This window comes from Pseudomonas onubensis, from assembly GCF_965653655.1.
Taxonomy (GTDB): Bacteria; Pseudomonadota; Gammaproteobacteria; order Pseudomonadales; family Pseudomonadaceae; genus Aquipseudomonas.
The window spans coordinates 1-24,757 of the sequence record NZ_CBFHAZ010000097.1 but is presented as its reverse complement, the minus strand read 5'-3'; the positions used below and the strand labels follow the sequence as shown (position 1 = coordinate 24,757).

Here is a 24,757-nt window from a genome sequence, read left to right as displayed (position 1 = left end):
GGTGTATCAGTCAATTCATGTGTTGGCTGTCCCACCGCATTCGCGAGCAAGCCCGCTCCCACATTTGTTTTGTGTTGTGTCAGTGAATCAGCAGCCGCTGGCCAGGCGATCGCGCAAAAACTCCACCAACGCCTGCACTGGCCTTGAGCTTTGCCGGTGCTGCGGGTACACCGCCGACAAGGTCAAGGCCTCGGGGGCGAAGTCGTCCAGCAGGGTTACCAAACGCCCGTCTTTCAAGGCCTCGGCGACAATAAAAGTCGGCAAATAAGTGACGCCCAACCCGGCGATTGCGGTATCGCGCAGCAACTCGCCATTGTTCACGCGCATGCGACCACTGACATTGAGCGCCTGCAACTTGCCTTTGAAGCGCCATTGCACTTGGCGGCCATGGCCATAGGGCAGGCAGTCATGATCAGCCAGGTCTTCGGGCTTGAGCGGCGTGCCGCGCAAGGCCAGGTAGTCGGGGCTGGCGCAATACACCCGCTGCACGCTGGCGATGCGCCGGGCAATCAGGGTCGAGTCTTCCAGCGTGCCGATGCGCAAGACCAGGTCGTAGCCCTCGCCGATCAGGTCCACCGGGCGATCACTCAAGTCGACTTCCACCGACACCTGCGGGTGGCGTTGCAGGAACTGCGGCAGCAGGCAGCCCAGGTGGGCCATGGCAAACGACAACGGCGCGCTGAGCCGGATCGTGCCCCGTGGTTCGCTGTTCTGGCCGGCAATGCCCTGCTCCACCTGCTCGACTTCGCCGAGCAGGCGCAAGGCCGATTCGTAGTAACTCTGGCCCAGTGGCGTAACGTCCAATCGGCGCGTGGAGCGGTTGAGCAGGCGTACGCCCAGGCGATCTTCCAGCTGGATCAGGCGGCGGCTGACGAATTGTTTGGACAAGCCCAATTGCTCGGCGGCGGCGGTGAAGCTGCCGGACTCCATGACCTGGCAAAACAGGCGCATGTCTTCGAAGGGGTTCATTGTCGCTTCTCGGTGGACATTTGGCTGGTTTATAGCCTGTCAGCAGCTACGACACAATCAAATGCAGGAGGGGCTTGCCCCCTCCTGCAGGGATGATCTACCCCTTTAACAGCCGCTTATTTGGCCGTAAACGCCGAGTAGCTGTTCATCAGGTTACGGTAGTTCGGAATGCGCGGCGACAGCAGGTTGGCCAGGCCTTCCATGTCGTTGCGCCAGTCAACTTGCAGTTCACAGGCGACAGAGAACCAGTTCACCAGTTGCGCGCCGGCGGCCGTCATACGTGCCCAGGCGGCTTGCTGCACGGTTTCGTTGAAGGTACCCGAGGCGTCGGTCACCACGAACACCTCAAAACCTTCAGCGAGGGCGCACAGGGTCGGGAACGCGACGCACACATCCGTTACCACGCCGGCAATGATGATCTGCTTGCGGCCGGTGGCCTTGACCGCCTTGACGAAATCTTCGTTGTCCCACGCGTTGATCTGGCCAGGGCGGGCAATGTAAGGCGCGTCCGGGAACAGTGCCTTGAGTTCCGGAACCAACGGGCCGTTAGGGCCACTTTCAAAACTGGTGGTGAGGATGGTCGGCAGGTTGAAGAACTTGGCCACGTCGGCCAGAGCCAACACGTTGTTCTTGAACTCGTTCGGAGAGAAGTCTTGCACCAGGGAAATCAGGCCGGTCTGGTGATCGACCAGCAATACCACGGCGTCATCTTTGTTCAAGCGCTTGTAAGTCATGGGTGAACTCCTTTGGGTGTTTTTAAAATCAGAAGGCAAAGCACGAGCAACCAAACGCGCCCCAGAAACCCTGGAAATCGCTGATCGGTACGCTGGAAAGCCGCGCTTTTTCATGGCTGTGGACGTGCACGCCGCATGGGCCGCTGCAGTGGTGCACTTGGGCTTGCACCGGTGAACCTGGGCGCCAGTGCCCCGGCACCTTGACCACCGGCGACCAGTCCGGCAGCACCGGTACTTGAGGTGGTGCAAAATCTTCGAAGTCGCCGGCGCCGTACACCACCTTGCCGCCGACCACGGTCAGTACCGACTCGATCCATTTGATGGCTTCTTCATCGACACTGAAGAAGTCCGCCGAGAGTGCCGCCACATCCGCCAACTGGCCGACCTTGATCTGGCCCTTCTTGCCCTGCTCCGAGGAAAACCAGGCGCTGCCGTGGGTGAACAGTTCCAGCGCGGTGAGGCGCGGCAGGCCTTCGGCGTGCAGCTCCAGGCCACCGACGGTGCGGCCGCTGACCATCCAGTACAGCGAAGTCCATGGGTTGTAGCTCGAGACCCGCGTGGCGTCGGTGCCCGCCCCTACCGGCACACCTTCGGCCAGCATGCGCTTGATCGGTGGCGTGGCTTCGGCGGCCTTGGCGCCATAGCGCTCGACAAAATATTCGCCCTGGAAGGCCATGCGGTCCTGGATCGCGATACCACCGCCCAAGGCCCGGACGCGCTCGATATTTTTCGGCGTAATGGTTTCGGCGTGGTCGAAAAACCACGGCAGACCATTGAACGGGATGTCGCGGTTGACCTTCTCGAACACATCGAGCATGCGCGAAATAGATTCGTCGTACGTGGCGTGCAGCCGGAACGGCCAGCGCTGCTCAACCAAATGGCGCACCACCGGTTCCAGTTCCTGCTCCATGGTCAACGGCAGGTCGGGGCGTGGCTCAAGGAAGTCTTCGAAATCCGCCGCCGAGAACACCAGCATCTCGCCTGCGCCGTTGTGGCGCAGGTAATCGTCGCCCTGGTGCAGGGTCACGCTGCCGGTCCAGTGCTTGAAGTCGCTGAGTTCTTCCTTGGGCTTTTGCGTGAACAGGTTGTAGGCGATGCGCACCGTCAGCTGTTGGTCCTTGGCCAATTGCTCGATCACCGCATAGTCGTCTGGGTAGTTCTGGAAGCCGCCGCCGGCGTCGATGGCGCTGGTGAGGCCCAGGCGATTGAGTTCACGCATGAACTGGCGGGTCGAGTTGACCTGGTATTCGAGCGGCAGCTTCGGGCCCTTGGCCAGGGTTGCATACAAGATCATCGCGTTGGGACGCGCCACCAGCATGCCGGTGGGGTTGCCGTTGCTGTCGCGCACAATCTCGCCGCCCGGCGGGTTTGGCGTGTCCTTGGTGTAACCGGCTACGCGCAGGGCGGCGCGGTTGAGTAAGGCACGGTCATACAGGTGCAGCACGAACACCGGCGTATCTGGCGCGGCCTGGTTCAACTCTTCCAGGGTTGGCATGCGTTTTTCGGCGAACTGGAATTCGTTCCAGCCCCCCACCACGCGCACCCATTGCGGCGTCGGCGTGCGATCGGCTTGATCCTTGAGCATGCGCAACGCATCGGCCAGTGACGGCACGCCTTCCCAGCGCAGTTCAAGGTTGTAGTTCAGCCCGCCACGGATCAGGTGCAAGTGCGAGTCGTTAAGGCCAGGGATCACGGTGCGGCCCTTGAGGTCGATGACCTGGGTGCCGCTGCCGCGCAGGGCCATGGCCTCGCCGTCGGTGCCGACCGCGACAAATCGGCCTTGGTGGATAGCGACCGCAGTGGCCCGTGGGTTTTCACGGTCCACGGTGTGGAACTGGCCATTGAACAGAATCAGATCGGCGTTCATAGGGTTTCCTTTACAGAGGCTTCAAGCCAGGGAGCGAACAGGCGGGTGGCGGCCGGCATCAGCAGGTACACCACCAAGAGCACAATGGTCAGGGTCACCAGAAAAGTGGAGACCACGTAGTTGGACAGGAACGGGTGCAGACGCAGGATCGGCCCCCAGATAAACGGCAGCAGCAGGGTTTGCGGCAGAATCACGCACAGACTGACCACCGCCTGCTTCCAGCGCGGCGGCTTGGCGGCGCTGTCGGCCAGGGGCGCGAACCAGAACTCGTTGGCCGCACCGATTTCGGTTTTATCGCCATCAGCCAGCATCGGCGCCGCTTCAGCGATCAACGCCTGGCGTTCGGGAGAGTCAAGCCAGCGTTCCAGCGCGTCGGTGGAGCGATAGCGCAAGACGCAGGTAAACAGCGCCTGCCCACCCTGCTTGCCGCGCACCACATCCACACCGAGGTGGCCGGGGCGCTCGCCGGCAATGCGCACGATACGCCGCAGCCAGGCCTCGTAATCGGCTTCACGGCCGGCCTTGATCAGGTGTTTGACCACCAGGGTGACGACCTCGTCAGGGCTGGTTTCAGGTGTTGGGTCCATACGGTGTGATTCCCCCCTGGAGAGTTGAGCGATGGGGGGAGTCTGGCGGGGAACGGGGGGCGGGAATTGGATGTTTGTGCTGTCTCGCCCGGCGCGCTCACGCCAAACGCGCCATATGCTCACTGATGCGCGATCGCAACCAGCGCTCCGCCGGGTCGTTGTCGTGCACGCCGCTCCAGACCATCGACAATTCCGAGGCTTCAATTGCGAACGGCGGGTCCTCGGCGCGCAGCACAGTGCCTTCGGTCAAGGCGCAGGCGGCGTAGTCGGGCACTGTCGCGATGATTTGCGTACCCGCCAGCAGGGCGCGCAAGCCGCTGAATTGCGGCACCGCCAGCACCACCCTGCGTGCCCGGCCGATGCGTGCCAGGTCAAGGTCGATATTGCCGCTCAAGTCGCCCGAAAACGACACCATCGCGTGGGGCCGCGTGCAGTAGTCATCGAGTGTCAACGGCGCCGCGCCGTCGTCGCCGCGCAGCACCTTGCAGGGAATGTCCCGCAGCTTCTTGCGCTTGGCGTTCGCCGGCAGTTCGGTGGTGTAGCTGACGCCCACGGAAATCTCGCCACTGGCCAGCAACGAAGACATCAACAGGTAGTTGGCGCGGCGCACCACCACGATGATCCCCGGCGCCTCTTCGCGCAGCTGGCCGAGCAACGGCGGGAACAGACCGAACTCGGCATCATCGGACAGGCCGATACGGAACACCGCGCAGCTGGTGGAAGGGTCGAAATCCTTGGCGCGGCTGACTGCGCCTGAAATGGTGTCCATCGCCGGTTGCAGCTCCTTGAGTATCGCCACCGCCCGTGGCGTGGGTTCCATGCCGCGCCCGTTGCGCAGCAGCAACGGGTCGTCGAACAAATCGCGCAGGCGCCCGAGCGCGGCGCTCACGGCCGGCTGGCCCATGAAGAGCTTTTCGGCGACCCGGGTCAGGTTCTTCTCGAACATCAGCGCCTCGAAAATCACTAACAGGTTCATGTCGACGCGGCGCAGGTCGTTGCGGTTCATGGCGGTATCCAAACGGTTATCAGGCCGTCAGCTAAGCATGCCGCACGGATCGCCGATTGCATGCCTGTGCTGTCTTTTCCGGGCGCGCACCTGGCGAAATTAACAACGATTAACTCGCCAGCCAGACGGCCCGGCGCCAAAAATACAGCGGTCTACACTGCATCCATTCACCGGGAACGCTCCCATCGACTACGGATAATTGTCATGGCCCGATTTGATGACTGTGCCCCCCGCCTTGGCGTCACCGGTGGCTTGTGCCCCCGGCGCGAGCGAGTTGCCAAGCAACTGATCCTCGCCAACCTCGGCGAAAGCCTGGCGATTGCCGAATTGGCGCAGGCCTGTGCGCTGTCGCGCAGCCATTTTTCTCGTGCGTTCAAGTGCACCACCGGGCTGTCGCCCCAGGAGTGGATTCGCCAACAGCGCATTCAGCGGGCCAAGGAACTGATCACCGGGTCGTCCTTGAGCCTGACCCAGATCAGCCTCGAATGCGGCTTCTGCGACCAGGCGCACTTCTGCCATATGTTCACGCGCAGCGAGGGCGTGAACCCGATGACCTGGCGAAATCACCACACGCGTCAAAAATCACAGGTGATGGCGGCCTAGTGGTCTGCACCTGCCTGGAATATGCTGGCCAAACTTTTTCCGGAACAGGGGCCACCATGAGTGACCTCAACGACCAGGCCGTGCATTTCGGTCCCTACCGTGTCCACCCGCGCCAGCGCCTGGTGCTGGAGGCTGGCCGCCCCTTGCGCCTGAGCCGACGCGCGCTTGAAATCTTGCTGATCTTGCTGGAACACGCCGGCAATGTGGTGAGCAAGCAGGAACTGATCACGCGGGTATGGCCCAAAACGGTGGTCGAAGACGGCAACCTGCGCGTGCATATGGCCGCGTTGCGCAAGGCCCTGGGCGATGGCCAGGCCGGGCAACGCTATATCGTCACCGTCGCCCAGCGCGGGTACAGCTTTGTCGCGCCCCTGAGCATCGAACCGATGACGACAACCATCGACGGTATTCCCCACAACCAGGGCCATAACCTGCCGCTGCGCCGTACGCGGATGATTGGCCGCCAGGTGTTGATCGACGCACTGGTACAGCAACTGCCGCAGCAACGCTTCATCACCCTGACCGGCGCGGGCGGCATCGGCAAGACCACCGTGGCGCTGCGTGTGGCGGAATTATTGATCGGCCATTACCGCGACGGCATTCACCTGCTGGATCTGGCGCCGCTCAGCGCGCCGTCAATGATCCTGCCCAACCTGGCCGCCCTGCTCGGCCTCGCACCCACCGAACATGACCCGTTGCTGACCTTGGCCCGCAGCCTGCACGCGCGGAAGTTGCTGCTGGTAATCGACAACTGCGAACACCTGCTGGACGACATCGCGCTGATCAGCGAAACCTTGCTGCGTCACATGCCACACCTGCACATTTTGGCCACCAGCCGCGAAGCCCTGCGCGCCGAAGGCGAGTACGTGCAACGCCTGGAGCCGCTGGCCTGCCCGCCCGCTACCGGTAACCGCGCCCAGGCCCTCGGCTACCCGGCGTTGCAACTGCTGATCGAGCGCGCCATGTCGCACCAGGACAGTTTTGAACTCAGCGATGCGCAACTGCCCTTGGCCATCGAGATCTGCAAGCGCCTGGACGGCATTCCCCTGGCGATCGAATTGGTCGCCACGCAGATCGAACGCTTCGGCTTGCCGGGCTTGCTGGTGCAGATGGAGGACAACCTGCGCCTGCTAAATCGCGGCCTGCACAGCGACCTGCCCCGCCAGCAAACCTTGCGCGCCACGCTGGATTGGAGTTTTAACCTGCTCACCGCCTGCGAACAGATTTGCCTGCGCCGCCTCGCAGTGTTTCGCGGCGGGTTCAGCCTGGCAAGCGCGGCGGCGGTGATCGCCGGGGAGCACATCGCACCGGCCGAAGTGCTGGGCTCGATCACCCAACTGGTAGCCAAGTCGCTGCTCAACGTCGAGGCCGGCGATGATGAAATGGTCTATCGTCTGCTGGATGTCACCCGCAGCTATGCCCTGGAAAAGCTCGACCAGGCGGCTGAACTCGACAACACTCGCGAGCGCCATGCGGCGCGCTGTCTGGCGCTGATGGAGCAGGCGCAGGAGGACTGGGAATTCACCGCCACCGAGCTGTGGATCAACCGTTATGCGCCATTGCGCGAGGACATCCGCGCCGCACTCGACTGGGGCTTGGGCGAACACGGCGCGCACCTGCTGGGCATTCGCCTGACGGTCAGCGCCATGCCGCTGTGGCAGGAGTTGTCGCTGCTGCGCGAACATGCGCTGTACGTAGACCAGGCCCTGGCGCTGATGCCGCAATCGGGCGCGCCTTGCACGCAACTGACCATGCAACTGCAACTCGCCCTGGGCAGCCTGTCCTATCACGCCCTCGGCGGCGCACCGCAGACCATCGCTGCGTTTGTGGCGGCCCGGCGCCTGGCGCAAACGCTCCAGGACAATGGCGGCCAGTTGCGAGCCGTCTCCGGGCACATGGCGGTCAACCTGTGTGCCGGCCGCTACCGTGAGGCGCTGGAGCAGAGCCTGCAGTTCGACCGCCTCGACCCGCGCACCGATCCGCTGCTGGATTTGAGTGCCCAGCGCTTACGGGTACTGGCCCAGCATTACGCGGGCAACCAGGTGCTGGCCCTGCACAATGCCGAACAAGTGCTGCAACGCATGGCCCACAGCGGCCATCTCAACCGTTTCACCCATGGCTTTGGCGTGCAATACGACCAGAGTGTGGCGTCGCTGACGGTGCTGGCGCGCATTCTGTGGCTGCGCGGGTTTCCAGAGCGGGCCGCGCGAACGGCCAACCAGGCGCTGGAGCTGGCGTTGCAGATCAACCACGGCACCTCGATCTGCTACACCCTGGCCCTGGCCAGCGTACCGATTGCCCACTACAACGGCGGTAGCGACGCCGCGCACGCGCCGCTGGCGCTGTTGCTGGAGCACTCGCAGAAACATTCGGCGCAGTTGTTTCAGACCTGGGCGCGGCATTACGAGGGCACCGCCCCCCATGAGACATTGCAAGGCCTGGGCCTGGTTCAGGACATACGGGTGACCTTCAATGCCGCCCAGGTAGATGACAAGGTATTTGAGCGCGCCAGCAACGGCACGGCCGGTTGGTGCACGGCCGAGATTCTCAGGGTGCGCGCCGAGGCCCTGCCCGAACTGCATGCGCGTGAATCGCTGCTGCTCGAAGCATTGGGCGTGGCGCACGAGCAAGGCGCACTGGCCTGGCAATTGCGCTGCGCGACCTCTCTTGCCTGCCTGTGGCAAAGCCAGGGCCGTGTGCGGGTAGCACGTGAACTGTTGAATTCGGTCTACGGGCAATTTACCGAGGGCTATGCCACCCAGGATCTAGTCCGCGTGCGCAGCCTGCTCGACCAGTTGCAGGACAAACGGCTGGCCTGAAAACGGCCCCAGATAATGCCCATAGCCCTGCTGCAAACGCGCCACCTGCAACGGGTCACGCAGTTGCGCCAGGGCGTAGCTGCGCACACTGTTGAGCAGGCGATAGCGCTGCGGGCCGGGGCCGGGTTCGACCACCAGAGAAGACGTCGCGACCAGGCGTGCCAGCAGGTAAGCCAGGTCGGCATGCGCCAGTTCAGTGCCGGCCACCAGTTCGGTCAAGGCCGGCAACGTCACCGCGCTTTTGAATAGCGCCAATTGCAGGAACAGCCAACGCTGCGGCAAGCTCAAGCGTTGATACGTCCAATCCAGCGCCGCCGTCAGCGACTGATGGCGCTCGACCGCCGTGCGTCGGCCACGCCTCAACACTTGCACGCCGTTGTGTAACTGCTTTTGCAACCCGCGTATTCCCAGGGCCTCAATCTGGGCCGCCGCCAGTTCCAGCGCCAGCGGGATGCCGTCCAGACGCAGGCAGATATCGCACAACGGCGCCAGGTCTTCAGACCGCAGTACAAATCCCTGCTGACCGGCACGCACCCGCGCCACGAACAATTGCAGGGCCGGATACATCATGGCCTGCTCGACACCGCCCCGGTCAGTTGACGTCGGCAGTGCCAGCCGTGGTACGTGTTGCACCCATTCGCCGGGCACCTGCAAGGCTTCGCGGCTGGTCAGCAGCACGCTCACCTGCGGCGCCCTGGCTTGCAGCGTATGCACCAAATGCCGGCAGGCACCCAGCAACACATCGGCATTGTCGAGCACCAGCAACAGTTGCCGGGTGGCCAATTGCTCGCACAGCGCATGGATGCTGTCACAGGGTTGCAGGTGCAGGGTTTCGGTCAGAGAGTCGAGCAAACGGGTCGGCGCCTGCACCGTTGCCAGGTCCAGCCACCACACACCATCGCGATAGCGCGGCAACACCCGTTCTGCCAGCGCCAGGGCCACGCTGCTCTTGCCGATTCCGGCGCAGCCGGTGAGCATCATCAGCCGTTGGCCGCCCAGGCGTCGCACCAGGCTGCCCAGCAGTTCGTCGCGGCCGATCAGCGGGCTGAGCCGTGCGGCCAGGTTGTGCCGAGGCCGCGGTGCCTGCACCGGTGACGGCGCCACGAAGCAGTAGCCGCGTTGCGGTTCATTGAGGATATAGCGTTGTCCATCCAGCGCACGACGCAGGGCGGCGATGTGCACACGCAAATTATTGTCTTCCACCACGCTGTTCGGCCAGACCCGGCCGATCAAAGTGTCCTTGCTGACAAATTGCCCCGGCGCCTCCAACAGTATCGCGAGGATATCCAGCGCACGCCCACCCAACGGCACCGGCAGGCCGGTCTTGCTGACCAGGCGTTGATCGCGATGAAAGGTAAAGGGGCCGAAGCTCACCGTGTGTGCATTGTTCATCTGCTGACAGCGCTGGAACACCCGGCCTTGGGCGTCTGCGCCTCCTTTCAAGGGCCTGGAGCTATCTTGCCACCTATGCGTGACAGGACAATGCTGGCACAGGGAGCGACACGGACAATCAGGGCAGCCAGACGGACATTACGGCGTCAACTGAACTGCTGTCGGTACTGCGTGGGGTTAAGGCCGAGTTTTTCGCTGAACAGAAAGCGCATATGCCGCACGCTGCCGAAGCCTGCGCGGAAAGCCACGGTCTTGAGCGGCAGGTCAGTGCTTTCCAGCAGGTGCCGGGCACGGTCGATGCGCGCGCCTTGCACAAAGGCCATGGGCGTCATGCCCACCTCTTTGGCGAACAGCCGCGCAAAATGGCGCGCGCTCATGCCCGCCAGCGCGGCCATGGACACGATGCTCAATGGCTGATCCAACTGCGCCAGCACCTGCTTCTGCACGCGGGTGATCGGGGTTTCCAGCGGCGCGACGGCGGCCGTCATCGGGCTGAACTGCGCCTGACCGCCCTGGCGTTTCATCACCACCAGCAACACCTTGGCGACGTCGACCGCGACCTGCCGGCCATGGTCCTGGGCGATGATCGACAGGGCCAGGTCGATGCCGGCAGTGACCCCGCCGGAAGTAATCAAGCGGCCATCCTGCAAGTAGATGCGGTCGGTCTCGACGATGGCCTTGGGAAAGCCTTTGATCAGGCGGTCGGTGTAGTGCCAGTGCGTGGTGACGCGGTGGCCGTCGAGCAGCCCGGCGTGCCCCAGCACAAAGGCGCCGGTGCAGATCGACCCGAAGCGTCGTGCCCGTGGCGCTGCGGCCCCAAGCCAAGGCAGCAAAGCCGGATGGCATTCGTTATAAGCGCCTGGGCCGCCGGGCACCAATAGCAGGTCGTAGGCCTCGTCGGCATGCTCCAGTTGCAGGTCGGCATGCACGTGCACGCCATTGGAGGCGCGCAGCGCGCCGGGCTCGGTGCCGAGCGTCAGGATCCGATAATGCTCCGCCGTCGGCAAGTAGCGGTTGGCTATGGAAAACACCTCCAGCGGCCCGGCCATATCGAGCAGCAGGAAGTCTGGAAACAGCACCATGGCCACGGTTTTCATCAAGAGCAAGTCCATCGTAACGGGAGTCGGGACGGCATTATGGCACGCTTGAAACTGTCAACTAAAATGAGACATTAATTCAATTTTCAGCTTATTAATGAATCCACTGAAAACCATTAACCTTCTTCTCAACGCAAGCGCCCTGCATTTCGCAGCCGGTGCTCACTTGAGGACAAGACCATGCTGACCCTTCGCAAAGCCTCGGAACGCGGCGCCGCCAATCACGGTTGGTTGAAGTCGTTCCACACCTTCTCGTTCGCCAACTACTGGGATGCCAAGGAGCAGGGTTTTTCCGACCTGCTGGTGATCAACGATGACCGCGTCGCCGCCGGCAAAGGCTTCGGCCAGCACCCGCATCGCGACATGGAGATTTTCTCCTATGTGCTCGAAGGCGCCCTGGAACACAAGGACACCCTGGGCACCGGCTCGGTGATCCGCCCCGGCGACGTGCAATTGATGAGCGCCGGCAGCGGCGTGGCCCACAGCGAGTTCAACCACAGCCAGAGCCATGGCGTGCACTTCCTGCAAATCTGGATTGTGCCGGATGTGGTCGGCGCCGAGCCGCGCTATCAGCAGGAGCACTTCAGCGCGGCGCAGAAACGTGGGCGCTTGCAGCTGATCATCTCGCCGGAAGGCACGGAGGGTTCGCTCAATGTTCGCCAGGATGCACGGGTGTATGCCGGGCTGTTCAACGGCGACGAAGCCGCGACACTGGATGTGCCGGTGGACCGCCATGTGTACGTGCATGTGGCCCGCGGCAGCGTTGAACTCAACGGCCAACGCTTGCAGGAAGGCGACGGCGCGCGGCTGCGCAATGAACGCCAGATCCGCCTGACCCATGGCGAAGACGCCGAAGTGCTGGTGTTTGACCTGCGCCCTCAGGAACTGCCGCAGATGCCTTGAGCGCTTGCACGATGGCCCGCCACAACGGGCCATCGCTGGCGTCGATAGTCACCATCAGCGCAATGAAGTTCTCTTAAAAAATCCAACGCGTACCATCAAACCCATATCCAGCCACACCCCACTACAACACTCGGAGCACACCACCATGAAACGCCAACTCTTGCTTAGCCTCGCTTTCTCGGTACTGGCTGCCAACGCTTTTGCCCACCCGGTTGTTGCTGAAGGCGGCGCGGATCGCCTGCAAGGCAGCCACGTAGCCGAAAACGGTGCTGACCGTCTGCAGGAACGCCGTATAGCCGAAGGCGGTGCTGACCGCTTGCAGGAACGTGGCCTGGCTGAAGGCGGTGCTGATCGCCTGCAGGAGCGCGGCCTGGCTGAAGGCGGTTCGGATCGTCTGCAAGAACGTGGCCTGGCTGAAGGTGGTGCTGATCGCCTGCAGAGCAACCACGTATAACCCTCGCTGTTGGCGAGGTACCCCAAACCGGCCTGATCAGCCGGTTTTTTTTCGTCTGTGATCTGGCCATGTACCCCACCCAACGTCTGGTTAACGGGCTGTTGTGGCGAGCAGACTTGCCCTGCGTTGGGGCGCGCAGCGGCCCTGAAACCTGAACACGCGGTTTAACTGAAAAATCGCATGAGCCGCACTGGGGCCGCTTCGCAGCCCAACGCAGGGCAAGCCTGCTCGCCACAACCAGCTTGCTCACCACACTAAACCTGCTCAACACACCAATCAGTGCAGATCTCGGTCCACCCACAACACCGCCTTGCCGATCTGCTGGCGTGCCTCGATGCGTGCGTGTACCTGATGCACCGTCTCCAGGCGGTAATGGCCCTCGATCTCCACGCTTAACGACCCTTCCAGCATCGCCGCGAACACCGCATTGGCACGCCGCTGCACGGTCGCCCCGTCGGCCATATGGTCGGCCAGGCGTGGTCGGGTCAACAACAGCGAGCCCGCTTCGCCCAATTCAATCGGGTCCAGGTCGGTCAGTGAGCCCGACACGTTGCCATAATTGACGATCAAACCGCGCGTGCGGCAAGCGCGGAAACTTTCGCGCAAGGTGGTTTTGCCGACGGAGTCAAACACCACATCCACCCCGCGGCCATGGGTGGCTTGCAGCACCTGATCGGCAAAGCCGTCATAGGTCCAGGCCTGGTGAGCCCCGCGTTGCCGGGCAATCGCGCATTTTTCGGCACTGCTGCCGGTGGTGAACACGGTCGCACCCAACCGCCGCGCCATCTGCACCAGCAACTGGCCGATGCTCCCGGACGCCGCGTGAATCAGGCAACTGCTGCCCGCCTGCAAGCGCGCCACATCCTCAATCAGATAGTGCGCGGTGCAGCCTTGAAACATCGCGGCTGCGGCCTGATCGAAGCGGATGGCCGTGGGGATCTGCGCAACTTTATCGGCAGGCACGTTGGCATATTCGGCATAAGCGCCCCAGGCAATGCACCAGGCCACGCGGTCGCCCACCGCCAGATGGCTCACGCCGGGGCCGACCTCAACCACCACGCCGGCGCCCTCCATGCCCAAGGTGCAGGGCAAGCGCACCGGGTAGGTTACCGACGCGGCGTATTTGCCCTGGCGCGTATGAATATCCATGAAATTAATCCCGGCGCAGGCCACCTTGACCAGCACATGCCCGGCCGTGACCTGGGGTTTGGCCACATCCTGGCGCAGTTGGGCAACATCGGGACCGCCGTAGGTTTGCAGGGTAATGGCTTTCATCGGGAACAACTCCGTTTGCACAGGGAAGCGGCCATGGTAAAAAGGTTTTTTCGGTTGGAATATTCCCCAATCCTTCCCAGCCTCTGTGCGGAAATAACCCGATGTTCGATTGGCAGGACCTTTACTACTTCACCGTGCTGGCGCGCACCCAGTCACTGTCGGCCGCCGCCCGCGAGTTGCAGGTGGAGCACGCCACCGTCGGGCGCCGGGTCGATGCGCTGGAGAGAGCCCTGGGCGTAAAACTGGTGGACCGCCTGCCCCGCAGCCGCCCGCTTACGGCGCAAGGTTTGGCCTTGGCGCAAGTAGCGGCGGGCATGGGCGATATGGCCACGCAGGTGCTACACCTGTCCCGCGTGGCCTCCATCGAACTGGCCGGTACGGTGCGTGTCAGTTGTCCGCCGTCCATCGCCAACCATTGCATTGCACCTCAGCTTGCGCGGTTGCGCGCCCACTACCCGCAGCTGAATCTGGTGCTGATGCCCTCCACCCAACTGGCCGCGCTGGACAAAGGCGAAGCCGACATCGCCTTGCGCACACTGCGCCCCGACGAAGAAGCCCTGGTGCGGCGCAAAGTCGGGGTGGTGCGCTTCGGCTTGTACGCCGCGCCTGCGCTCGAACACTTGCCGGCAGCGCAATGGACCTTCATCGCCTATGACGCCAGCCGCGATCACCTGCCCCAGCAAGCGTGGCTGCACCAACTGCGCGGCCCACGCCCAATCGTGTTTGCCGCCAGCGAGTTGATCACCCAGCAAATGGCCGCCCGCGCGCAGGTCGGCGCAGTGGTACTGCCCACCCTGGTGGGCGATGCCGACCCGCTGTTGACGCGGTTGCCCACGCCCAGCGACGGCCCGGTGCGTGATATCTGGCTGACGGTGTACCCGGACATGCGCCGCTCACCGTTGGTGAAAGTGGTGATGGAGTTTCTGGTGGAATGCATTGAAGCGCAGGCACAGCTACGTCGCTGAATCACGCCGTGGCGAGGAACTTCTTGCGATAGGCCGCCGGCAACATGCCCACGCGCTGCTGGAACAGGCGGCGAAACGAATTGCTGTCCTCATAACCGACCGCGTAAGTGATGCTTTCGAGGGTCATGCGCGTGGACTCCAGCATCTGCTTGGCACGCTCCAGGCGCAGGGTTTGCACATAACCAATGGGCGTATAGCCGGTCGCCTCCTTGAAACGCCGCTTGAAATTGCGCACGCCAAAGCCAAAGCGCAGCGCCACGTCGTCAATCACCAACGCCTGGGCAAAGTGCTGCTCCAGCCAATGCTGCACCCGCAGGATCTCGCCGTCGCCGTGGTTCTTGGGCAACGACCACAGGGCATACACCGACTGCTCGGTACGCACGCCATCGATCAACAGGTATTTGCCACAGGTATGCGCAAGCTCTGGTGAACCGAAGCGGCGGATCAGGTGCAGCATCAGGTCCATTGCGGCGCTGGCACCACCGCTGGTGATCACGCGATTTTCTTCACACAGGATCTGCGCGTCCTCCAGGGTCACGTCCGGGTAACGGCGCCGGAACAACTCGGTAAACGCCCAGTGGGTGGTGGCATGCAGGCCTTGCAACAGACCGGTTTCGGCCAGCAAAAAAGCTGCGGTGCACATCGATGCCAGCACCGCGCCCTGGGCATATTGCTCACGCAGCCACGGGCCGTAGGCAGGAAAAGTGGGCAGGGCCTGCTTGAGGGTAAACAGGAAACCGGGGATCAGGATCAGGTCGGTGCGGCGCACCTGCGCCGCCGCGCACGCCACCGGCATGCGCAACCCGCCCCCGGTAGTGACGGGCTGGCCGTCAAGGGAGACCACCACCACTTCAAAGGGTGGGCTGTCGGCAAACAGATTGGCGGCGCCGAGCATTTCCAGGACCAGCGTGGCGTTGGCGGCGGAGCAATCGTCGGCCAGGAGCAAGGTAATGTGCATAAAAAGCCTGTTTGCGTTTTTCGCATGTAATAAGTCATTTGCGCACCTACCTTAGCCGATTCTGCCACCGTACAGTTCGGCTTCTGATCAACTGCCTGGCACGTTTATGAATCTCTGGTTTCGATTGCTGTTCATGTTGTTCCGTCGTCCCTGGCGCAAGCCGGTGCAGGGTTTGGATACCACGGTGGTGCGCATGCGGGTGTGGCCGCTGGACCTGGATATCAACCGGCACGTCACCAATGGCCGGTATTTCACCCTGGCAGACGTTGCGCGGATGGATTTTGTGCTCCGTACCGGCGCTTTTCGCGTGGCCCTGCGCAACAAGGCGTTGCCGATTGTGGGCGACACCTGGGGCAAGTTCCGCCGCGAGCTGAAGCTCTTTGAAGTGTTCGAGGTACACACGCGCATACTCGGCTGGGACCACAAATGGAGCCTGATGGAGCATCGTTTTATCAGCAAGGGCCGAGTGGTGGGCGTGGTGGTGATGCGCGGCCTGTTCCGCTCCGCCAAAGGCACCTTGCCTCCTGCCGACTTTGTGCGCGAACTCGGCTTGGCCGAAGCGTCACCGCCCATGCCGCAGTGGCTGAGTGACTGGGCAAACAGTTGTGATGAGATGAGCGTGCAGTTGCGGGCCGAGGAGCAGGTTTGAGCATGGCTAGGCTTTAGATGCGAGCTTCTTCAGGTTGGCTTCGGCGTCATCCCTGGCCAGGTACAGGAAGCTTTTGCCTTCCTGGACTTTGAACAGCACCTTCATGCCGACCAACTTCTCCAGGTCCTTACGCGCAGTATTTTCCGAAATATCATAGTCATGGGTGATTTCCTTGGGCGTGAAGGTACGCCCTGGGTGTTGCAGCACCTTTTTCAGGAAATGCCCCTGCCGATAATTGAGTGCATCATTCAATTCAAGCGTATCCAGCCAGCCCATCAGCGCGGTGGCTTCATTCCTTTTGGCCTCGAAATACGTCATGAACGCCTGCATCGCCCGCTCGATGACGCGCAATTGGTAAATCACGAAATAGGTCAGGTCATAGGCGTCGGTTTCCGTGTAGACGTAGGAACGCCCATATTGCATTGGCGCCTCTTTGAGCAGCGTGCTGATAGAAATATATTCAAACGGCCAGTAACCACTTTTGAGCATGAACCAATAGAACAAAGCGCGTGCGGTGCGTCCGTTCCCGTCCCTGAAAGGATGCTCATAGCCCAGCATAAAATGCAGGATGACGGCTTTGACCACCGGGTGGATAAAGTGCCTGCCCTGCTGCCCATCATGCTGCTCATTGGCAAACCGGCAGAGCGCTTCAAGCCTGGCTGGCAGCAAGGCGGCCCTGGGCGGCTGATGCACAATGTCATTGCCCGCACCGCCGACAAAAACATCGTCTTCGTCCCTGATGGACCCCGGATGAACCTGCGCTTCATCAATGCCCGCCGTGGCAATGCCATGAAACTCGCAGATCAACCCGAGCGACAGACTTTCGTCCTTGTTGTATTTGGCATGCTTCATCAGCTGATAGTTATTCAGGATCATCCGCTCATCATCATCTTGAGGCGGGCGTTCCTTGGCCAACATGTCCTTGGCGATTTTGCGGGTCGTCGCCGCGCCCTCCAGTTGGGCACTGGAAATGGCTTCTTCCATCATCAAGGCGTCAACCAGGTAGCGGGTGTTATCCCGGTATTGGGGAGACGCCGCCGCCGCCCCGCCCAACCGGGACGTCAGCGACTCTACGGCGTGAACGACCGCGTCACAGAAATCCGTGGCGCACACAAAAAAAGGGCTGCCGCACTCGCTACGCAGTTCGAGGGTCTTGCTTGCGCAGGCCCGCGACATTTTGATCGCGGCCCAAGCGGCGTCTTTATTGATGCCCGGCGCGGGATATCGACGAAATTCATCCCAGTGCAAGTACCGACCCTTGTCGTCGACCGCTTTGTAGAGTCGCGCCAGCTCGAAAACCTCCAAGCCGTATTGCTTTAACAAATCTGCGAAATCGGTTGGCTTATGGATTCTTGCCATCACTGAAACTCAATTTTTGAAAATTGAGTTGATCCTTGCGCGTAGGGGTTGGTGGTGTCAAGGCTTACGCAGTCAGGAACTGCATGAGTGCGACTCTGGCGATGCGGGACGCGGAGCGTCCCAGGCGGCATTTCCGCGCAGAGCGTGGGAACGATCAAGCGGCCAGGAACTGCGCCATAGCGGCTGACACCTCGTCAAACACCACCGCCACCCGCTGCACCCGGCGCATGTCCTGATGCATGGCAATCCAAACGTCCACTGTGAAATCCACCTGCTCGGCCAACACCCGCACCAGGCCGTGGCGCTGCGCCAATTGGCGTGCGCACACGCCGATGCCCACGCCTGCGCGCAGTGCGGCGAACTGCGCCAGGTGGTCGTCGGTACGGACCACACTGCGCGCCGCGCCACATTCGAAACCGTGCTGGCGAAGAAACTCGATTTCTTCCAAGTGACGATCCGGCCCGATCAGCGCAAACGCCTGCAACTGCGCCAGGCTATCAGGCGTGCCCTGCTCTGCCAGCAACTCAGGTGCGGCATAGAGGCCGACGTGCAAGTCGCCGACCTTGCGCGTCACCACCGTCGTTTCCGTGGGACGACGAATGCGCACGGCCACATCGGCCTCTTGCAGGGCCAGCGCCTGTAAACGGTTGGACACGCTCAGTTCAATCGCCAGTTGCGGGTGGTTGCGCCGCAGGTCGCGCAGTATCGGCGGCAAGACTTCGACGCCGAGCAACTGGCCGCTGGTGAGCCGCACCGTGCCCGCCGCCACAGCGGAGTCCGCCGACGCCGCGCGGTTGAAGGCATTCGCTGCGACGGCCATGGCTTCGACATGGCTGATCAATTCGCGGGCCATGTCGGTGGGCAACAGCCCTTGTGGCGAGCGGATAAACAGGCTGACGCCGACACTCTGTTCCAGTGCCTCGATGCGTCGTCGCGCCGTGGCCTGGGCGATCCCCAGCAGCCGCGCTGCGCCCGACAGGCTGCCGGTGCGCAGCACGGCGAGAAAGGCACGCTGGGTGTCCCATTGCAGTTGAGGGGCGTTCATACATTTCCTGTGAGCCGGTGGGCAGTTTTGGCCAATGGTCTTTGTGCAGACGCGCAGGCATGCTGGCGAGCATACCCGATGGGCCTTGCGCCCTGTCTCGCCTGAAGGATCAACCGCTATGATTTTTACCGGCCAATGCCGTTGCGCCGCCGTCACTTACCAGCTGGACATGGACGCGCTACCGGCGGTCTACGCCTGCCATTGCCTGCATTGCCAAACCTTGAGCGGCAGTGCCTTCGCCCTGCATGCGTTGCTGCCGGAGGATGCGCTGCGGGTTGATGGGCCAGTAACGGAGTACGCCTATGCGGTGGATGGCGTGCAGTCGCATCACCAACTGTGCGGCGTGTGCCATACGCGGATCAGCAATACCACCACGGCGGCGCCCGGCATGCGCGTGCTGCGGGTGGGCACCCTGGATAACAGCCAGGCCGCCGCACCGGTGGCGCATATCTGGGTCAGCCGCAAGCAGGCCTGGCTGACCCTGCCCGACGGCCTGCCGACCTGGCCCCACAGCCCGACGCCGCAGGCATTTGCCCAGGCGTTGTTTGGCTGAGTGCTACCAGCTCTCCCCCAACCCCAACAACCCCAGAATCTGCCGACGTAAATCCACCAGATAAGCATCATCGCGATGCCGAGGGTACGGCCGATCAATGCTCAGCTGCGCCTGGATCTTCGCCGGGCGGTCGCTGAACACGATCACGCGGTTGGCCAGCAGCAAGGCTTCTTCCACGTCGTGGGTCACCAGCAGCGCCGTGTAGCCCTGGCGCTGCCACAGGTCGATGAGCTCCTTTTGCATGGTGATGCGCGTCAACGAGTCCAGCTTGCCCAGGGGCTCATCCAGGATCAGCAGCCGAGGCTGGTTGACCAGCGCACGGGCCAACGCCACGCGCTGGGCCATACCCCCGGAAAGTTGCCGAGGATAAGCGCGCGCGAACGGGCTGAGGCCGACTTTTTCAAGGGCTTGATCGACCTTGGCCGAATGGGTCTTGAGCAAGCCCTGGGCTTCCAAACCCAGCGCCACGTTGTCCCACACGCGGCGCCACGGGTATAGGGTTGGGTCCTGAAACACCACCACGCGGCTTGGGTCCGGGCCAGTGATGGCGTGCCCATCGGCGAGCAAACGGCCGGAGTCAGCCGGTTCCAACCCGGCCACCAGGCGCAGCAAGGTGGATTTGCCGCAGCCCGAAGGCCCCAGCAATGCCACGAATTCTCCTGGCGCTACATCCAGGGAAACCCGCTCCAGTACCGGCAAATGCTGCCCGTCCAGTGCAAAGCCATGGCTCAGGTTTTCAATCCGCAGTGCCAGCCCCGTCGAGGGCTGGACTGCCTGTGCCAGCGCTACCATTTCACCGCTCCTTTCTGCCAGGCCAACAAGCGGTCACGCACCAGGAACAACCCGGTGATCAGCCCCGAACACGCCAGCGCCATAATCAACAATGCCGCGTACATGTTCGCGTAGGCGGCCCAGCCCTGAGCCCATTGCAAGTACCAGCCGATGCCGGATTTGACCCCCATCATTTCCGCCACCACCAAGGTCGAGAACGAGGCGCCCAGGCCCATGAACAAGCCGACAAACACGTGGGGCAACGCGGCGGGAATCGCCACTTTGAAAATCAGGAAGCCCGGCTTGGCACCCAAGGTGCGCGCCACGTCGTAATAAGCTTTATCGACACTCGCCACACCGGACCAGGTCAGCACCGTGACCGGAAACCAGGTCGCCAGCGCAATCAGGAAAACACTTGCGCTCCAACTGCTGGGGAACAGGAAAAAACACAGTGGCAGCAACGCCGTCGACGGCACCGGCCCGAGGATGCGCAGCACCGGGTGCAACCAGTAGCCGATGCGTGTGGACCAGCCGATGGAGACGCCCGCGACAAACCCGGTAGCAGCGCCCAGCGCCACGCCCGAACCCAGCAGCAAGGCCGAATGCAGCAGGCTGTCGGCCAGGCGCGCATAGTCTTCGATATACACTGCGAGCAAGGCCTGGGGCGGCGCGAAAAACGGCACCGGCAGCAGCGCCAGCTTGGCGGTGAGCAGCTCCCAGATACCCAGCAACACGGGCAAGGCAATCAGCCACGGCCCGGCATTTTTCAGGCGCTGGCCGAGCCGCGAAAAACGCAGGCCCAGCAGGCTCAACAGGATAAACAGCGCAGCCACCGCCACGCACACATTGGCCAACCCTTGGGTCATTGGCCAATTGCGCACGGCATTGGGCCAATAGCTGATCAACAACGCCACGGCCACCCAGGCAGCCACCACCGTTGCGCCCTGCCAGCCAGCCTTGAATGCCAGGGTTGGGTTCAGGGTAGTTGCATCAACTGAAGACATCAGCGGTGATCTCCTTGGCAAACTCCACCGGGTCGGTGCCTTTGCTGATCACCTCGACGGTTTTCAGGTCGGTGACATAGGTGGTGATTTCCTGCGTCAATGCCGCGCCGACCGCATGGTGACCGTGGGTGTGGTCGTGCAGAATCGCCTGCACTTCTTCAGTCGTGGTATTCAGCGCATAAGCCTGGAAGCCCTTGGCGACTTCTTCGGGGTGCTGCACGGAATAGTCGTGGGCCTCCAGAATCGCCTGGGTCAGCGCCGCAACCACGCGTTTGTCTTCACGTACCAGCTTGCCGGTGACGCCGACCACGCAGCAACTGAGGTTGGCGTATTCCTCCACCAGGTTGGTGGACAACTCCCGCGCCACGCCGGATTTGATCAGGCGGTACATGAACGGGTCGCTGCCACTGACCGCCTGCACTTCGCCACGCTCCAGCGCGGTGCCCAGAAGGTCGGCCGGGTACAGGCGCCATTCGACGTCGCGCACCGGGTCGACGCCGTGCTTTTTGAGCAGGATCGAAAAGAAGTTGCGGTCGGGGCTGGCCATGTCGGTGACGCCGATGGCCTTGCCCTTGAGGTCTTCGAGCTTATTCACGCCACCGTTCGCCGCACTCAGCAAGCGCAGGCAACCGCCGTGGGTGCCGGCCGTGAGCTTGACGTCGAAGCCTTGTTCCAGCGCCTTGAGCCAACGCAGCGCCATGCCGATGCCGGCATCCGCCTTGCCGGTGGCGATGGCTTCGAGCAGCACTTCGGTGGAGTTGCCGAAGTTGACCAGTTCCACATCGAGGTTATGTTTGGTGAAGAAGCCCTGGCCGTGGGCGATCACCACCGGCGCCAGGCACACAGCGTTGAGGTTGACCGCCAGTTTGAGCTTACGCGGTGCGTCGAGGCGGATGAACTCACCCGTGCCTGCAGGTTCCGCAGGCGTGCCGTGCCCGGCGTGTTCGTCGGCCGCAAAGCCGAGGCTGGGCAGCGCCAGGCCGGCCAGGGAGATACCGGCCATGCCGAGCAAGTGGCGACGGGTCAAGTGATCGAAAACAGCCATGCGCACTATTCCTTTAAATTGATGTACCCAATAAAAAAACACTACGGTCCAAATGTGGGAGCTGGCTTGCCGGCGATAGCGCAGTGTCAGTCAACTACGATGCAAACTGACCTACCGCTACCGCAGGCAAGCCAGCTCCCACATAGAGCGCGTTCAGTCCAGCCCGAGGTGTTCACGCAGCGTCGAACCTTCGTAGGCGGTGCGGAACAAGCCCTTGCGCTGCAAGCGCGGAATCACGCTCTCGACAAACTCGGTGAACGAGCCCGGCAAGTACCCCGGCGAGATCACAAATCCATCGCAACCGCCTTGCTCGAACAGCTCGGCCAATTGGTCGGCGACCTGCGCGCCGGTGCCCACCAGTTGCGGCACGCGCACGCTGCTGGCGAAGATCCGGCCGAGTTGTTCCAGGGTCAGCTCAGAGCCTTGCATCAGCAGTTTTTCAGCGGCCGCCGCGTGGATCAGCGGCGATTGCGCGACCTCGGCCAGGGTGGCCGACAACGGGAACGGCGACAGGTCCACATTCAATTGCGAAGCCAGAGTTACCAGCCCCAACTGCGGCCGCGCCAGGGCGTTGTGCTGGTCGCGCTTGGCGCGGGCTTCGGCTTCGCTGCCGCCAATAAACGGCATCACCGCCGTGAGTATTTTGCAGCTGTCGGCGGCGCGGCCTTGTTGCACCACCTGGGCGCGCACGTCATCGCGAAAGGCCCGCATGGCCGCCAGGTGCGGGTGAATGGTAAAAATCGCCTCGGCCCACCGCGCGCCAAAGCGCCGACCCCGCCCGGACGAACCGGCCTGGATCAGCACCGGCCGGCCCTGGGGCGAGCGCGGGATATTCAGCGGGCCTTCGACCCGGAACCACTCGCCGTGATGTTGCACCGAGGTAATCAATGCCGGGTCGGCGAGCACCCCGCTTTCGCGGTCGAGCTTGAGCGCGTCCTTGCCCCAGCTGTTCCAGAGCTTCAGCGCGACCTCGACAAACTCATCGGCGCGGTCGTAGCGCAGGTCATGCTCCAAGTGCTTGGCCTTGCCGAACAGGCGCCCTTCGCTGTCATTCATCGAGGTGACGATATTCCACGCCGCGCGGCCCTTGGACAGGTGGTCCAAGGTGGCGAATTCGCGGGCAATATGCGCCGGTTCGTAATAGGTGGTGGAACGGGTCGCGCCCAGCCCAAGCTTGCTGGTCTGGCCGACCAGATACGAGAGGATCGGCAACGGGTCCAGGCGCGTGGCGTCCTGGGCGCCGTAGCGCAAGGCAAACTCACGGGAGCCGCCCATCTGATCGCCCACGGCCAGGCGATCGGCGAAGAACAGGAAGTCGAATAGGCCTTCTTCCACGACCTTGGCGATGCGCGTGTAGTACTCGGGGTCGAGGTAATTGCCCACGGTTTGCGGGTGGCGCCACACCGCGTGGCTGTGCACCACCGGGCCGCTTAACAGGAAGGCTGACAAATGGATCTGGCGGCGTGTGGTCATAAAGCGTCTTCGCGGGTGAATTCGCTTTTGATTATATTAATCACGAGTAATTATGAAAGAATCATATAACTCTATGGTTATGCCCGATTGGTCGGACGCTGCAAAAAGCGCCCTAAGCTCAGATCGAAAGAGTATTTATCGAATGCTTTTCATAACTTTAAGCTTGGCGCTATTTCGCTGAAGATCGAGCGCGCCATGTCTATTCGTCGTCCCCTCGCCGCTGTTATCGGGTTGTTGGCTTTTTCTGTCGCGGCGAGTGCCGAGGCCCAGGAAACCGTGCGCATCGGTTACCAGAAATCCTCGACCCTGATCACCCTGCTGAAAACCCAGGGCACCCTGGAAAAAGCCCTCAAGGCCGACAATATTGACGTGAGCTGGCACGAATTCCCCAGCGGCCTGCCGCTGCTTGAAGCGCTCAATGTGGGCAACGTGGACATCAGCGCCGACGTGGCCGACACCGTGCCGATCTTCGCCCAGGCGGCCCAGGCCAAACTCACCTATTTCGCCCAGGAAGCACCCTCGCCGTCGGCCCAGGCCATCGTGGTGCGCAAGGACTCGCCGATCCAGCAGTTGGCGGATTTGAAAGGCAAGAAAATCGCGGTGACCAAAGCGGCCGGCACCCACTATCTGTTGATCGCTGCGCTGGCTAAAGCCGGCCTGGCGTTTTCGGACATTGAACCGGCTTACTTATCGCCAGCCGATGGTCGTGCGGCGTTCGAAAACAACAAGGTGGATGCCTGGGTTACCTGGGAACCCTTCCTCACCAGCGTGCAGCGACAATTGCCGACACGCACGCTGGCCGACGGTGCGGGCCTTGCCAGCTACAAGCGCTACTACCTGACGGGCACGCCTTACGCCAAGGCGCACCCCGAGGTCTTGAAGGTGGTGTATGAGCAGTTGGAAAAAGCCGGCCAGTGGGTGAAAACCCACCCGCAGGACGCGGCCAAAGTGCTCGGCCCGCTGTGGGGCAACCTGGATGTGGCCACCGTGGAAGCCGCCAATGCGCACCGCAGCTATCAGGTGCAGCCAGTGACGGGGGAGCAGTTGGGTGAACAGCAGAAGATTGCGGATGCGTTCTTCAAGGCGGGGTTGTTGCCCAAGGCGGTGGACGCCAAGGATGTGGATACCTGGAAGCCGTGATGTCGAACACGGTCTGAATGTGGGAGCGGGCTTGCTCGCGAATGCGGTGTATCAGTGACAGATGAATCAACTGACCCACCGCATTCGCG

23 protein-coding genes are annotated in these 24,757 nt (G+C 62.4%); 8 read left to right on the top strand and 15 right to left on the bottom strand.

The window, feature by feature from the left end:
* Positions 1–87 precede the first annotated feature (87 nt).
* The 5 genes from ACTD9P_RS23855 to ACTD9P_RS23835 form a co-directional block, all read right to left on the bottom strand.
* A complete protein-coding gene (locus ACTD9P_RS23855) occupies positions 88–969 on the bottom strand; it encodes a LysR family transcriptional regulator (RefSeq protein WP_438869631.1) in 882 nt (293 codons plus the stop codon).
* A 116-nt stretch (positions 970–1,085) separates the two neighbouring features.
* A complete protein-coding gene (gene ycaC, locus ACTD9P_RS23850; protein WP_017137757.1) occupies positions 1,086–1,703 on the bottom strand; it encodes an isochorismate family cysteine hydrolase YcaC in 618 nt (205 codons plus the stop codon).
* Positions 1,704–1,731: 28 nt separating this feature from the next.
* Positions 1,732–3,570: an amidohydrolase gene (locus ACTD9P_RS23845; RefSeq protein WP_438869630.1), complete on the bottom strand. Its 1,839-nt coding sequence runs from the start codon at positions 3,568–3,570 to the stop codon at positions 1,732–1,734.
* Positions 3,567–4,157, bottom strand: a complete 591-nt coding sequence (locus tag ACTD9P_RS23840; RefSeq protein ID WP_438869629.1) for an antibiotic biosynthesis monooxygenase — start codon at positions 4,155–4,157, stop codon at positions 3,567–3,569. Before ACTD9P_RS23840 ends, ACTD9P_RS23845 begins: the two co-directional genes overlap by 4 nt.
* A 97-nt stretch (positions 4,158–4,254) precedes the next feature.
* A complete protein-coding gene (locus tag ACTD9P_RS23835; protein WP_438869628.1) occupies positions 4,255–5,163 on the bottom strand; it encodes a LysR substrate-binding domain-containing protein in 909 nt (302 codons plus the stop codon).
* A 204-nt stretch (positions 5,164–5,367) separates the two neighbouring features.
* Between ACTD9P_RS23835 and ACTD9P_RS23830 the strand changes: the two genes are divergently transcribed.
* Positions 5,368–5,766: a helix-turn-helix domain-containing protein gene (locus ACTD9P_RS23830; RefSeq protein WP_438869627.1), complete on the top strand. Its 399-nt coding sequence runs from the start codon at positions 5,368–5,370 to the stop codon at positions 5,764–5,766.
* A 56-nt stretch (positions 5,767–5,822) separates the two neighbouring features.
* The gene (locus tag ACTD9P_RS23825; protein ID WP_438869626.1) at positions 5,823–8,585 is read left to right on the top strand and encodes an ATP-binding protein; all 2,763 of its coding nucleotides are present in this window, start codon (positions 5,823–5,825) and stop codon (positions 8,583–8,585) included.
* Here the strand turns inward: ACTD9P_RS23825 and ACTD9P_RS23820 are convergent.
* Positions 8,532–9,998, bottom strand: coding sequence for an ATP-binding protein (locus tag ACTD9P_RS23820; protein ID WP_438869632.1), 1,467 nt, complete (start codon positions 9,996–9,998; stop codon positions 8,532–8,534). The genes ACTD9P_RS23825 and ACTD9P_RS23820 overlap by 54 nt on opposite strands.
* A gap of 125 nt (positions 9,999–10,123) precedes the next feature.
* Complete coding sequence (locus ACTD9P_RS23815) at positions 10,124–11,074, bottom strand: GlxA family transcriptional regulator (protein ID WP_438869625.1); 951 nt, start codon at positions 11,072–11,074, stop codon at positions 10,124–10,126.
* A 180-nt stretch (positions 11,075–11,254) separates the two neighbouring features.
* On the opposite strand from ACTD9P_RS23815, the gene ACTD9P_RS23810 reads away from it, so the two are divergent.
* Positions 11,255–11,977: a pirin family protein gene (locus ACTD9P_RS23810; protein WP_438869624.1), complete on the top strand. Its 723-nt coding sequence runs from the start codon at positions 11,255–11,257 to the stop codon at positions 11,975–11,977.
* A gap of 145 nt (positions 11,978–12,122) precedes the next feature.
* The gene (locus ACTD9P_RS23805; protein WP_438869623.1) at positions 12,123–12,431 is read left to right on the top strand and encodes a hypothetical protein; all 309 of its coding nucleotides are present in this window, start codon (positions 12,123–12,125) and stop codon (positions 12,429–12,431) included.
* 276 nt (positions 12,432–12,707) lie between these two features.
* Here the strand turns inward: ACTD9P_RS23805 and ACTD9P_RS23800 are convergent, their stop codons facing one another.
* Complete coding sequence (locus ACTD9P_RS23800; protein WP_438869622.1) at positions 12,708–13,706, bottom strand: quinone oxidoreductase family protein; 999 nt, start codon at positions 13,704–13,706, stop codon at positions 12,708–12,710.
* Positions 13,707–13,807: 101 nt separating this feature from the next.
* Here ACTD9P_RS23800 and ACTD9P_RS23795 point away from each other — a divergent pair, with 101 nt between their 5' ends.
* On the top strand, positions 13,808–14,671 hold the full coding sequence (locus ACTD9P_RS23795) for a LysR family transcriptional regulator (protein WP_438869621.1): 864 nt from the start codon (positions 13,808–13,810) through the stop codon (positions 14,669–14,671).
* Position 14,672: 1 nt separating this feature from the next.
* On the opposite strand, the gene ACTD9P_RS23790 is transcribed toward ACTD9P_RS23795, so the two are convergent.
* A complete protein-coding gene (locus ACTD9P_RS23790; protein WP_438869620.1) occupies positions 14,673–15,629 on the bottom strand; it encodes a GlxA family transcriptional regulator in 957 nt (318 codons plus the stop codon).
* 106 nt (positions 15,630–15,735) lie between these two features.
* On the opposite strand from ACTD9P_RS23790, the gene ACTD9P_RS23785 reads away from it, so the two are divergent.
* Positions 15,736–16,278 carry an acyl-CoA thioesterase gene (locus tag ACTD9P_RS23785; RefSeq protein ID WP_438869619.1) on the top strand — a complete coding sequence of 181 codons (543 nt, stop codon included), beginning with the start codon at positions 15,736–15,738 and terminating at the stop codon, positions 16,276–16,278.
* A 6-nt stretch (positions 16,279–16,284) separates the two neighbouring features.
* Here the strand turns inward: ACTD9P_RS23785 and ACTD9P_RS23780 are convergent, their stop codons facing one another.
* On the bottom strand, positions 16,285–17,637 hold the full coding sequence (locus ACTD9P_RS23780) for a Fic family protein (protein ID WP_438869618.1): 1,353 nt from the start codon (positions 17,635–17,637) through the stop codon (positions 16,285–16,287).
* 154 nt (positions 17,638–17,791) lie between these two features.
* The gene (locus ACTD9P_RS23775) at positions 17,792–18,682 is read right to left on the bottom strand and encodes a LysR family transcriptional regulator (protein WP_438869617.1); all 891 of its coding nucleotides are present in this window, start codon (positions 18,680–18,682) and stop codon (positions 17,792–17,794) included.
* A 118-nt stretch (positions 18,683–18,800) separates the two neighbouring features.
* Here ACTD9P_RS23775 and ACTD9P_RS23770 point away from each other — a divergent pair, with 118 nt between their 5' ends.
* On the top strand, positions 18,801–19,235 hold the full coding sequence (locus ACTD9P_RS23770; RefSeq protein WP_438869616.1) for a GFA family protein: 435 nt from the start codon (positions 18,801–18,803) through the stop codon (positions 19,233–19,235).
* 3 nt (positions 19,236–19,238) lie between these two features.
* Here the strand turns inward: ACTD9P_RS23770 and ACTD9P_RS23765 are convergent, their stop codons facing one another.
* The 4 genes from ACTD9P_RS23765 to ACTD9P_RS23750 all read right to left on the bottom strand — a co-directional run bounded on the left by ACTD9P_RS23765 (position 19,239) and on the right by ACTD9P_RS23750 (position 23,528).
* Entirely contained in the window at positions 19,239–20,027 is a 789-nt protein-coding gene (locus ACTD9P_RS23765) for an ABC transporter ATP-binding protein (RefSeq protein ID WP_438869615.1), read from the bottom strand.
* Positions 20,021–21,010, bottom strand: coding sequence for an ABC transporter permease (locus tag ACTD9P_RS23760; RefSeq protein ID WP_438869614.1), 990 nt, complete (start codon positions 21,008–21,010; stop codon positions 20,021–20,023). The genes ACTD9P_RS23765 and ACTD9P_RS23760 overlap by 7 nt, the downstream gene beginning before the upstream one ends.
* A complete protein-coding gene (locus ACTD9P_RS23755) occupies positions 20,997–22,055 on the bottom strand; it encodes an ABC transporter substrate-binding protein (protein ID WP_200433614.1) in 1,059 nt (352 codons plus the stop codon). Before ACTD9P_RS23755 ends, ACTD9P_RS23760 begins: the two co-directional genes overlap by 14 nt.
* A gap of 153 nt (positions 22,056–22,208) precedes the next feature.
* Positions 22,209–23,528, bottom strand: coding sequence for an LLM class flavin-dependent oxidoreductase (locus ACTD9P_RS23750; protein WP_438869613.1), 1,320 nt, complete (start codon positions 23,526–23,528; stop codon positions 22,209–22,211).
* Between the two features lie 195 nt (positions 23,529–23,723).
* Between ACTD9P_RS23750 and ACTD9P_RS23745 the strand changes: the two genes are divergently transcribed.
* Positions 23,724–24,668: an aliphatic sulfonate ABC transporter substrate-binding protein gene (locus tag ACTD9P_RS23745; RefSeq protein WP_438869612.1), complete on the top strand. Its 945-nt coding sequence runs from the start codon at positions 23,724–23,726 to the stop codon at positions 24,666–24,668.
* Positions 24,669–24,757 lie beyond the last annotated feature (89 nt).

Bases quoted from the DNA above. Each gene is read 5' to 3' on its own strand.
- ACTD9P_RS23845 (WP_438869630.1), bottom strand. From the start codon at position 3,570: ATGAACGCCGATCTGATTCTGTTCAATGGCCAGTTCCACACCGTGGAC.
- ACTD9P_RS23805 (WP_438869623.1), top strand. From the start codon at position 12,123: ATGAAACGCCAACTCTTGCTTAGCCTCGCTTTCTCGGTACTGGCTGCC.
- ACTD9P_RS23785 (WP_438869619.1), top strand. From the start codon at position 15,736: ATGAATCTCTGGTTTCGATTGCTGTTCATGTTGTTCCGTCGTCCCTGG.
- ACTD9P_RS23795 (WP_438869621.1), top strand. From the start codon at position 13,808: ATGTTCGATTGGCAGGACCTTTACTACTTCACCGTGCTGGCGCGCACC.
- ACTD9P_RS23745 (WP_438869612.1), top strand. From the start codon at position 23,724: ATGTCTATTCGTCGTCCCCTCGCCGCTGTTATCGGGTTGTTGGCTTTT.
- ycaC (WP_017137757.1), bottom strand. From the start codon at position 1,703: ATGACTTACAAGCGCTTGAACAAAGATGACGCCGTGGTATTGCTGGTC.
- ACTD9P_RS23800 (WP_438869622.1), bottom strand. From the start codon at position 13,706: ATGAAAGCCATTACCCTGCAAACCTACGGCGGTCCCGATGTTGCCCAA.
- ACTD9P_RS23780 (WP_438869618.1), bottom strand. From the start codon at position 17,637: ATGGCAAGAATCCATAAGCCAACCGATTTCGCAGATTTGTTAAAGCAA.
- ACTD9P_RS23790 (WP_438869620.1), bottom strand. From the start codon at position 15,629: ATGCACATTACCTTGCTCCTGGCCGACGATTGCTCCGCCGCCAACGCC.
- ACTD9P_RS23830 (WP_438869627.1), top strand. From the start codon at position 5,368: ATGGCCCGATTTGATGACTGTGCCCCCCGCCTTGGCGTCACCGGTGGC.
- ACTD9P_RS23855 (WP_438869631.1), bottom strand. From the start codon at position 969: ATGAACCCCTTCGAAGACATGCGCCTGTTTTGCCAGGTCATGGAGTCC.
- ACTD9P_RS23840 (WP_438869629.1), bottom strand. From the start codon at position 4,157: ATGGACCCAACACCTGAAACCAGCCCTGACGAGGTCGTCACCCTGGTG.
- ACTD9P_RS23815 (WP_438869625.1), bottom strand. From the start codon at position 11,074: ATGAAAACCGTGGCCATGGTGCTGTTTCCAGACTTCCTGCTGCTCGAT.
- ACTD9P_RS23755 (WP_200433614.1), bottom strand. From the start codon at position 22,055: ATGGCTGTTTTCGATCACTTGACCCGTCGCCACTTGCTCGGCATGGCC.
- ACTD9P_RS23750 (WP_438869613.1), bottom strand. From the start codon at position 23,528: ATGACCACACGCCGCCAGATCCATTTGTCAGCCTTCCTGTTAAGCGGC.
- ACTD9P_RS23825 (WP_438869626.1), top strand. From the start codon at position 5,823: ATGAGTGACCTCAACGACCAGGCCGTGCATTTCGGTCCCTACCGTGTC.
- ACTD9P_RS23835 (WP_438869628.1), bottom strand. From the start codon at position 5,163: ATGAACCGCAACGACCTGCGCCGCGTCGACATGAACCTGTTAGTGATT.
- ACTD9P_RS23760 (WP_438869614.1), bottom strand. From the start codon at position 21,010: ATGTCTTCAGTTGATGCAACTACCCTGAACCCAACCCTGGCATTCAAG.
- ACTD9P_RS23770 (WP_438869616.1), top strand. From the start codon at position 18,801: ATGATTTTTACCGGCCAATGCCGTTGCGCCGCCGTCACTTACCAGCTG.
- ACTD9P_RS23775 (WP_438869617.1), bottom strand. From the start codon at position 18,682: ATGAACGCCCCTCAACTGCAATGGGACACCCAGCGTGCCTTTCTCGCC.
- ACTD9P_RS23810 (WP_438869624.1), top strand. From the start codon at position 11,255: ATGCTGACCCTTCGCAAAGCCTCGGAACGCGGCGCCGCCAATCACGGT.
- ACTD9P_RS23765 (WP_438869615.1), bottom strand. From the start codon at position 20,027: ATGGTAGCGCTGGCACAGGCAGTCCAGCCCTCGACGGGGCTGGCACTG.